The sequence below is a fragment of the Polaromonas sp. YR568 genome, assembly GCF_943372955.1.
Classification (GTDB): Bacteria; Pseudomonadota; Gammaproteobacteria; order Burkholderiales; family Burkholderiaceae_C; genus Polaromonas.
On the sequence record NZ_CALSAL010000015.1, the window covers coordinates 20158 to 28766 of the forward strand.

At 65.2% G+C, this 8609-nt stretch carries 10 protein-coding genes; 6 read left to right on the plus strand and 4 right to left on the minus strand.

Translation table 11 applies throughout. The annotated features are described in order from the left end of the window. Nucleotides 1-45 precede the first annotated feature (45 nt). The 5 genes from AAG793_RS16450 to ptsP are packed head-to-tail and all read left to right on the plus strand — an operon-like array spanning nt 46 to nt 4383. Entirely contained in the window at nt 46-594 is a 549-nt protein-coding gene (locus AAG793_RS16450; RefSeq protein ID WP_341910133.1) for a hypothetical protein, read from the plus strand. A 31-nt stretch (nt 595-625) separates the two neighbouring features. Beyond that, complete coding sequence (locus tag AAG793_RS16455) at nt 626-1873, plus strand: MFS transporter (RefSeq protein ID WP_341910135.1); 1248 nt, start codon at nt 626-628, stop codon at nt 1871-1873. Next, complete coding sequence (locus AAG793_RS16460) at nt 1870-2313, plus strand: PTS fructose transporter subunit IIA (protein WP_341910137.1); 444 nt, start codon at nt 1870-1872, stop codon at nt 2311-2313. Before AAG793_RS16455 ends, AAG793_RS16460 begins: the two co-directional genes overlap by 4 nt. Beyond that, nucleotides 2282-2551 carry an HPr family phosphocarrier protein gene (locus tag AAG793_RS16465; RefSeq protein WP_341910139.1) on the plus strand — a complete coding sequence of 90 codons (270 nt, stop codon included), beginning with the start codon at nt 2282-2284 and terminating at the stop codon, nt 2549-2551. Before AAG793_RS16460 ends, AAG793_RS16465 begins: the two co-directional genes overlap by 32 nt. 59 nt (nt 2552-2610) lie before the next feature. Beyond that, nucleotides 2611-4383, plus strand: coding sequence for a phosphoenolpyruvate--protein phosphotransferase (ptsP, locus tag AAG793_RS16470; protein ID WP_341910141.1), 1773 nt, complete (start codon nt 2611-2613; stop codon nt 4381-4383). 20 nt (nt 4384-4403) lie between these two features. Here ptsP and AAG793_RS16475 read toward each other — a convergent pair whose 3' ends face one another. Then, nucleotides 4404-5279 (minus strand): DMT family transporter, encoded by an 876-nt coding sequence (locus AAG793_RS16475; RefSeq protein WP_341910143.1) that lies wholly within the window; start codon nt 5277-5279, stop codon nt 4404-4406. A gap of 281 nt (nt 5280-5560) precedes the next feature. Between AAG793_RS16475 and AAG793_RS16480 the strand changes: the two genes are divergently transcribed. Next, nucleotides 5561-5794, plus strand: coding sequence for a hypothetical protein (locus AAG793_RS16480; RefSeq protein WP_341910145.1), 234 nt, complete (start codon nt 5561-5563; stop codon nt 5792-5794). A 19-nt stretch (nt 5795-5813) separates the two neighbouring features. Here the strand turns inward: AAG793_RS16480 and AAG793_RS16485 are convergent, their stop codons facing one another. The 3 genes from AAG793_RS16485 to lipB form a co-directional block, all read right to left on the minus strand. Then, on the minus strand, nt 5814-6542 hold the full coding sequence (locus tag AAG793_RS16485) for an AraC family transcriptional regulator (protein WP_341910147.1): 729 nt from the start codon (nt 6540-6542) through the stop codon (nt 5814-5816). Nucleotide 6543: 1 nt separating this feature from the next. Beyond that, nucleotides 6544-7551: a lipoyl synthase gene (gene lipA, locus AAG793_RS16490; RefSeq protein ID WP_341910149.1), complete on the minus strand. Its 1008-nt coding sequence runs from the start codon at nt 7549-7551 to the stop codon at nt 6544-6546. A 113-nt stretch (nt 7552-7664) separates the two neighbouring features. Further along, complete coding sequence (gene lipB / locus AAG793_RS16495; protein ID WP_341910152.1) at nt 7665-8333, minus strand: lipoyl(octanoyl) transferase LipB; 669 nt, start codon at nt 8331-8333, stop codon at nt 7665-7667. Between the last annotated feature and the right edge of the window lie 276 nt (nt 8334-8609).

Below are 8609 nucleotides of genomic sequence, written 5' to 3' on the forward strand. Positions count from 1 at the left end.
GGCGCAGCCCCAAAGCAGCGCACGATTGCCTGTAAAGTCACAGCCATGCTGATGAGTTCCCGCGTTACGGCCATGCCGGCCCTGCCAGCCGTCCTTTGCCTGCTGCTCGCGGTGGGCGGCTGCAGTCCGGCTTTCAATTGGCGCGAGGTGCGGCCCGACGCCACCCGGCTCGCGCTGCTGCTGCCCTGCAAACCTGACAAGGCGCAGAAACAGGTGCCGCTGGGCGGACAGGCCACCACGCTGTCGATGCAGGGCTGCGATGCCGGCGACGCCACATTTGCCGTCGCCGTGGCCACGCTGCCCAACGCCGCAGGTGCCGCCGAGGTGCTGACGCAGTGGCAGGCGGCCACACTGGCCAACATGAAGGCAGCGCCCGGCTCCAGTCGCACGACCGTCTTGCGCGTGTCCGGCGTCAATGCGCCGGCGCAGGCCGTGCTGGTCAGCGCGCAGGGCAAGCGCCCCGACGGTGCGACGGTACAAGGCCAGGCGGCGTACTTTGCCGATGGCGCCCAGGTGTTTCAGGTGGTGATGTACGCCGACAAGGTCAATGCAGAGGCTGCCGAAACCTTCTTCTCCAGTCTTCGCTTTGAATAGGGGTCTGGCCTTGAGCGGTGACGCAACCCCCATGACCGAGCCCGGCCGGCTCGATACCCGCGCGGCAGTGGCGGTGTTTGCCGCGTTTGCGGCGGCTTACTTCTGTTCGGCGCTGGTGCGCGCCATCACCGCCACACTGTCGCCGGTCCTGACGCAGGAGTTTTCGCTGCAGGCGCGCGACCTGGGCTTGCTGGCCGGGGGTTACTTCCTCGGCTTTGCGGCCATGCAGTTGCCGCTGGGCACCTGGCTGGACCGCTATGGACCGAAGCGGGTGATCCTGTGCTTTCTGTCGGTGTCGGTGATTGGCTGTTTGGCTTTTTCAGTGTCCACCGGGTTCAGCGGCTTGCTGGCGTCGCGTGTGCTGGTCGGCATGGGTGTCAGCGCTTGCCTGATGGCGCCGCTGACCGGATTTCGCCGCTGGTATGAGCCCGGCGCGGTGCTGCGTGCCAATTCGTGGATGCTGATGACCGGCTCGCTGGGCATGCTGGCCTCGACACTGCCGGTGCAGTGGCTGATGCCGTTGACCGGCTGGCGGCCCCTGTTCTGGATTCTCGCGGCCATGATTTTGCTGGCCATGGTGGCGCTGGCCGTGTGGGTGCCGACCTGGCGGGCCGATGCGGTGGCGGCCGAGGCAGCTGTCGGTCAGCAGCCTGCCGAGCCCGCGGGCTATGCGGCCATCTGGCGCAGCCCTTACTTTCGCCGTATGTCGCCGCTGGCCTTCTTCAACTATGGCGGTCTGGTTGCCATCCAGACGCTCTGGGCCGGCCCGTGGATGGTGAAGGTGAGCGGCTACACCCCGCTCGAAGCCGCCACCGGCCTGTTCTATATCAACGCCTTCATGCTGGTGACCTTCTGGGCCTGGGGCATGGCCAACCCCTCGCTCGCCGCCCGGGGCTGGACGGCCAACCGGTTGATGACCTGGGGTGTGCCCCTCAGTCTGGTGGCGCTGGCGATCAACATTGCCGGCGGCGCGTCCACCGGCTGGCTGGGTTGGGCGTTGTTCTGCGTGGCGTGCAGTGTGCTCGGGTTGGCGCAACCGGCGGTGGGCATGGCCTTTCCGCCGGCACTGGCCGGTCGGGCCCTGTCGGGCTACAACCTGATGATCTTCGGCGGCATCTTCGTCGTGCAATGGGGCATTGGCCTGCTGATCGATGCCTTCGCCGCAGCAGGCTTGGGGACCGTGGCGTCGTTTCAGGCCGCCATGGGGGTGTTTTTGTGTTGTTGTCTCGCCTCATACGGGTACTTCCTGTACGGCGACAAGGATAATCAGTCGCAATGAACGGCATTTTCATCATCGCCCATGCGCCTCTGGCATCGGCGCTTCGCCAGTGCGTGCTGCATGTGTTCCCGGACAATGCGCCCGGCATCGCCGCGCTGGACGTGCAGCCCAACATGCCGCCAGAAGAAACCCTGGCGCAGGCCCGCATCATCATGTCGCAGCTGGGCACCTCCAAGGTGCTGGTGCTGGTGGACGTGTTTGGCGCCACACCCTGCAATGTGGCGCAGAAGCTGGTCGATGGCGTCAATTCCAAACTGATCACCGGGATCAACCTGCCCATGCTGCTGCGCACTGTGTCTTACCGGCATGAGTCCCTCGACGCGCTGGTGGCGCGCGCGCTGATCGGCGCGACCCAGGGCGTGATCCAGGTGGCCATCACGGCACCCCAGAACCAGATACGTCGAACCCATGATCAAGACCACCACCAACATCAGCAATAAGCTGGGCCTGCACGCACGGGCCTCGGCCAAACTCACCAAACTCGCCGGCAGCTTTCAGTGCGAGGTGTGGATGAGCAAGGGCGAGCGCCGCGTCAATGCCAAGAGCATCATGGGCGTGATGATGCTGGCCGCCGGCATGGGCAGCGTGGTTGAAGTGGAAACCAACGGCGTGGACGAGCAGGTGGCGATGGATGCCATCCTGGCCCTCATTGCCGACAAGTTCGGAGAAGGTGAATAAGTGACCTCCACGCTTTTCACTTCGCCTCCGTGTAATGCGCTGCCCCCCGAGGGGACCGCATGACCTTTTCAGTGCATGGCCTGGCGGTCTCGCGGGGGATTGCGATTGGCCGGGCGGTGCTGGTGGCGTCGAGTCGGGCCGATGTGGCGCACTACTTTGTCGAGGCAGACAAGACCGATGAAGAAATCGCCCGGGTGCGTGCGGCGCGCAATGCGGTGTTCGATGAAATCACGCGGGTCCAGCAGGACCTGCCCAAGGATGCGCCGCACGAGCTGGCCGCGCTGCTTGATGTGCACCTGATGCTGCTGCAGGACGAGCAGCTCATCAGCGGCGTGAAGCACTGGATCACCGAGCGGCACTACAACGCCGAATGGGCGCTTACCACCCAGTATGAGGTCATCGCCCGGCAGTTCGACGACATGGAGGACGAGTACCTGCGCGAACGCAAGGCGGATCTGGAGCAGGTGGTCGAGCGCATTCTTCGCCACATGAAGGGCATGGCCTCGCCAGTGCAGCCGGTGGAACAGGCAGGCGCGGGCCGGAAGGCCTCGCAGCAGGATTTGCTGCTCGACGACACCACCGACGTGCCGCTGGTGCTGATCGCCCACGACATCTCGCCTGCCGACATGATGCAGTTCAAGCAGAGCCTGTTTGCCGGCTTTGCCACCGATGTGGGCGGGCGCACCTCCCACACCGCCATCGTGGCGCGCAGCATGGACATTCCGGCGGTCGTTGGCGCGCGCAGCGCGAGCCAGCTGATCCAGCAGGACGACTGGGTCATCATCGACGGCGATGCCGGTGTGCTGATCGTCGACCCGTCGCCCATCATCCTGGCCGAATACGGCTTCAAGCAGCGCCAGGGCGAACTGGAACGCCAGCGACTGAACCGGCTCAGGAACACGCCGGCCATCACGCTCGACGGCGCACGTGTGGAGCTGCTGGCCAACATCGAGATGCCCGACGACACGGCCGGTGCCGTCCGCGCCGGGGCGGTCGGTGTCGGTCTGTTCCGCAGCGAGTTCCTGTTCATGGGCCGCAGCGGCAAACTGCCCGACGAGGAAGAGCAGTACCACGCCTACCGCCAGGCCATCGAAGGCATGCAGGGGCTGCCGGTCACTATCCGCACGGTGGACATCGGGGCCGACAAGCCGCTGGACCGCCACGCCAGCAAGACGCAGGAAACCCACCTCAACCCGGCACTGGGCCTGCGCGCCATCCGCTGGAGCCTGGCCGACCCGCCGATGTTTCTCACGCAGCTGCGCGCCATCCTGCGCGCGGCGGTGCACGGGCCGGTGAACCTGCTGGTGCCGATGCTGGCGCACGGCACCGAGATTCGCCAGACCATGGCACTGATCGACCGTGCCCGCGCGCTGCTCGACAACAAGGGCATTGCGTACGGGCCGGTGAAACTGGGCGCGATGATCGAGATTCCGGCCGCGGCGCTCACGCTCAAGCTGTTCCTGCGGTATTTCGATTTCCTGTCCATCGGCACCAATGACCTGATCCAGTACACGCTGGCGATTGACCGTGCCGACGAGTCGGTTTCGCACCTCTACAACCCGTGCCACCCGGCGGTGCTGCGGCTGATTGCCGACACCATCGCCGAGTGCAATGCGCAGGGCAAGGGTGTCAGCGTGTGCGGCGAGATGGCGGGTGACGTCACCATGACGCGCCTGCTGCTGGGGCTGGGTCTGCGCAGCTTCTCCATGCACCCCTCGCAGATATTGACGGTGAAGCAGCAGATCCTGCGGGCCGATGCGTCCAAGCTCGCGCCGTGGGCTGCCGAGGTGCTGGCCAGCGAAGACCCGGCTGCGCTGCTGCAGCAGCACTGAGCGAGGGGGCTGACCTGCCCTCAGTCAGGCGATTTCGAGAGGGTACCCAACACGGCGGCACCCACAATCATCAACGCGGCCAGTCCGATGCTCCAGCTGAAGCTGCGGCCGCTGACCACCATCAGCAAGGCCGTGGAGCCCAGCGGTGTGAGATAACTCAGGATGCCGATCTGCCGCGCATCACCGAGCTTGAGCGCCTTGTCCCACAGGAAGAACGCCGCGCCGAGCGGGCCCAGGCCCATCACTGCGAGAAGCCCCATGTCCTGGGCTGACAGTGCGGTGGCGGGCTCCATCAGCGCGTGGCACAGCAGCGAAAGCAGGCCCGACACCAGCCCGAACAAGCCGATGGCGGTGGTGGGAAATGCGGCGACGCGCCGGGTCATCAGCGAGTAGCTGGACCAGATGAAGGCCGAGGCCATCGCGGGCAGGTAGCCCCAGTACCAGCCGCCGGCTGCGCTGTCACCGCTGCGCGAACCCAGAATGGCGACGGCTGCGCCGCCAAACCCCAGCAGCGCGGCCAGCACATGTACTGCGCGCAGGCGAAGGCCTGGCAGGAACAGCGGCGCCATCACCACGATCAGCAGGGGCCACAGATAGTTGACCAGATTGGCCTCCACCGCTGGTGCATGCCGCAGCGCAATGAAGAGCAGAAAGTGAAAGCCAAACAGGCCGTACACGCCCATCAGCAGGGTGCTGGCGGGAATCCTCCACACCTGTGGGTTGCGCAGCACGGCGGGCAGCGCCAGCAGGCTACCGATCAGCAGCGCAACACCCGTTAGCAGAAACGGCGGCACATGCTGCAGCGCCACGCCAAGCGCCGCCAGGCTGGCCCACAGGAAGATGGCCCCAAGGGCATGAAGATTGGCTGAAAAATTGGCGGAGGGCTTGGCAGACATGAGCGCAGAGCATACGCGCCGCCGCGTAGCCCCGTCGTCGGCCACGCACGGCGAATCGTCGCGTAACGACGGTGTGTCGGAAAAGGGCTGGCGTTAATTACAGAAACAGAGGCAGAAACAGAGGCAGAAATACAACTTGCGACCAGCTTCACCGTCTGGCTACATGGCCGACACGGGAGCGCGACGCGCACAGAGCCCAATCCACTTCAAGCAGCCAGTGATGCGTCTGGGTGCGAAGGCCTGTCGGCCTGTTCTGCCAACACGCGGTATTGGAGACTCTGATGATCAAGATAAACAAACGTCCCCTTCTGTTGATCGCGCTTGTCGGCGTGATTGGTCTGTCGGGCTGCGCGGTGTACCCCGTAGGCCATGTGGCCGGGCATGTGCAGTATCAGGGGCAGGGTCACGGCTACGGCGACAACCAGGCGGTGTATCCGACCCATCGCCGCGACCGGGATGGCGATGGCGTGCGTAACCGCTACGACCGCCAGCCCAACAACCCGTACCGCTATTGAACTTGCTTATTGAACGTTCTTATGGAGCGTTCTTGGAGGGCGTGACGGCGTTCCGCTGCTTCCGCATCGCCGCCGTCAGTGCAGAAGGCGACAGGTAGCCGCATTGCAAGGCGGTGTCGGCGACGCTGTGGCCGCGCTGGCGCAGATGCGTGGCCAGTGACAGCCGCTGCGCGCGAACCCACTGCATCACGCTGAGCCCGGTTTCACTGCGGCAGCGGCTGGCGAACTGCGTGGGGCTGAGATACACCTGCTGCGCCAGTTGCGCCACCGTGAGCGGCTCATGCAGATGCTGCCGGGCCCAGGCGGTCAGCTGCCGCCAGTCGATGGGCCGCTGAGGGCGCTTGGGTGGGTGCGGCAAGCGCTGATTCCCTTCAGCACCCCAGGCCTCCAGCAACAGGGGCGCACCCCACTGCTGAGCGGCGGGGCTGCCGCGTTGCAGCGCCAGATCAAGGTAGCGCGCCAGGGATGACGCGTGTGCGTTGTGCATGGGCCGATGGGCATGGTACTGCCACCCTGCATCGGCGGTGTCGAGCACCAGGCAACGACTGCCGGAACGGGATTCAAAATCGTGTCGCTCGCCGGGGGGAATCACGCAGCCGTCGCCAGCGGCAATCCGTTGGCCCCGGCCTTCAATCTCCAGATCCAGCAGGCCTTCCAGCCCCAGCAGCACCTGAAAGTGGCTGTGCGCATGGCTGCCGTGCGAGGCGCCGTAGTGGCGCAGCGACAGCAGGCCCGGCGCCATGTTCATGTCAGAGCGCGGCGGCGTCTGCCTTGTCGGCAACACCGGCGGCATGTGCCTGCTGGTCCGCGTGATAGCTGGAGCGCACCATGGCGCCCACAGCGGCGTGGGTGAAGCCCATCTTGTAGGCTTCCGCTTCAAACATCTTGAAGGTGTCGGGGTGCACATAGCGCCGCACCGGCAGGTGGCTGGTGGAAGGCGCAAGGTACTGGCCGATGGTCAGCATGTCGATGTTGTGCGCGCGCATGTCGCGCATCACCTGCAGGATTTCCTCGTCGGTTTCACCCAGGCCCACCATGATGCCGCTCTTGGTTGGCACGTCGGGATGCAGCGCCTTGAATTTCTTCAGCAGGTTGAGGCTGAAAGCGTAGTCGCTGCCCGGGCGCGCCTCCTTGTACAGGCGCGGCGCAGTTTCCAGGTTGTGGTTCATCACATCGGGTGGTGCAGCCTTCAGGATTTCGAGCGCGCGGTCATCGCGGCCACGGAAGTCGGGCACCAGAATCTCGATGGTGGTGGCGGGCGAGAGCTCGCGGATTTTCTGGATGCATTCCACAAAATGCCCACTGCCGCCATCGCGCAGATCGTCGCGGTCCACGCTGGTGATCACCACGTACTTGAGCTTGAGTGCAGCAATGGTTTTGGCCAGGTTCAGCGGCTCGTTCACATCCAGCGGGTCTGGGCGACCATGACCGACGTCGCAGAAGGGGCAGCGGCGCGTGCACTTGTCGCCCATGATCATGAAGGTGGCCGTGCCCTTGCCAAAGCATTCGCCGATGTTGGGGCAGCTGGCTTCCTCGCACACCGTGTTGAGCTTTTTCTCGCGCAGGATCTGCTTGATCTCGTAGAAGCGCGTGGTCGGGCTGCCAGCCTTCACGCGGATCCAGTCGGGCTTTTTCAGCACCTCGGCCTGCTCGACCTTGACCGGAATGCGCGACAGCTTGGCCGCCGCCTTCTGCTTGGCCAGCGGGTTGTAGGTTTCCTGACTTTGCGCTTCGCGGACGACGTCTTGGGTGCTCATGCTTGGGTCCATACCGTTCGTCCTGAGCCTGTCTAAGGACTGGGTGAGCCGTTCTGGTCCGTGGGTCACTGGTGACACGGGGGCTTCGACAGACTCAGCCCGAACGGAAAAAATCAGGGTGCGAGATAGCGTGTGAGCTTCTGCCCCAGCAGGTCGGCGGCCTCGGGCCACGCGACAGATACGCCGATTGTACGAAGGTCGATGGTTTTCAGGCCCGCATAGCCACACGGGTTGATGCGCGCAAATGGCTCCAGGTCCATCGCCACATTCAGCGCCACGCCGTGATAAGTGCAATGCCGGCTCACCTTGATGCCCAGGGCGGCGATCTTGCCGAGGCCCCGGAACGGGTCGGCCGGATGGGCCGGGCCCGTCAGCGCCGCATGCGAATACGGGTCGTCCAGCCGCACATAAATGCCGGGTGAGCCGGCCACGCGGTGCCCGGTCACGCCGAAGTGCGCCAGCGTCCGGATCACGGCTTCCTCGATACGGTAGACGTATTCCTTGACGTAGTAGCCAGCCCGCTTCAGGTCCATCAGCGGGTAGCCCACCACCTGACCGGGGCCGTGGTAAGTGACCTGCCCGCCGCGGTTGGTCTGCACCACCGGGATGCTGCCCGGGTTCAGCACATGGTCGGCCTTGCCCGCCAGCCCCTGCGTGTAAACCGGCGGGTGTTCGCACAGCCACAGCTCGTCCGGAGTGTCGGCGGTGCGGGAGGCGGTGAAGTCCTGCATCGCCGCGTAGGTGGGCAGGTAGTCCACCCTGCCGAGTGCCTTGAGCGGCATCAGCCGGGCCACAATTCCAGGGCCACCGCGGAACCGGCTCTGCCGGGCCGCTGGTGGCGCCCCCTTGAGGGGGAGGCGCCGAAGGCGCTTCGGGGGGGAGCCATCATCTAGAACACCTTGAGCCGCTCGGGCAGCAGGCGCAGTTTGAGCGTGGAGCCCACCACCATCGACTGCTCGGACAGGAAATTCAGCGACAGGTACACCGTGAGCTTGTGCGGCTGCAGCGCGGGCGAGGCCACATGCACGTGGCAGTACGAGCCCAGGAATTCAATCTTT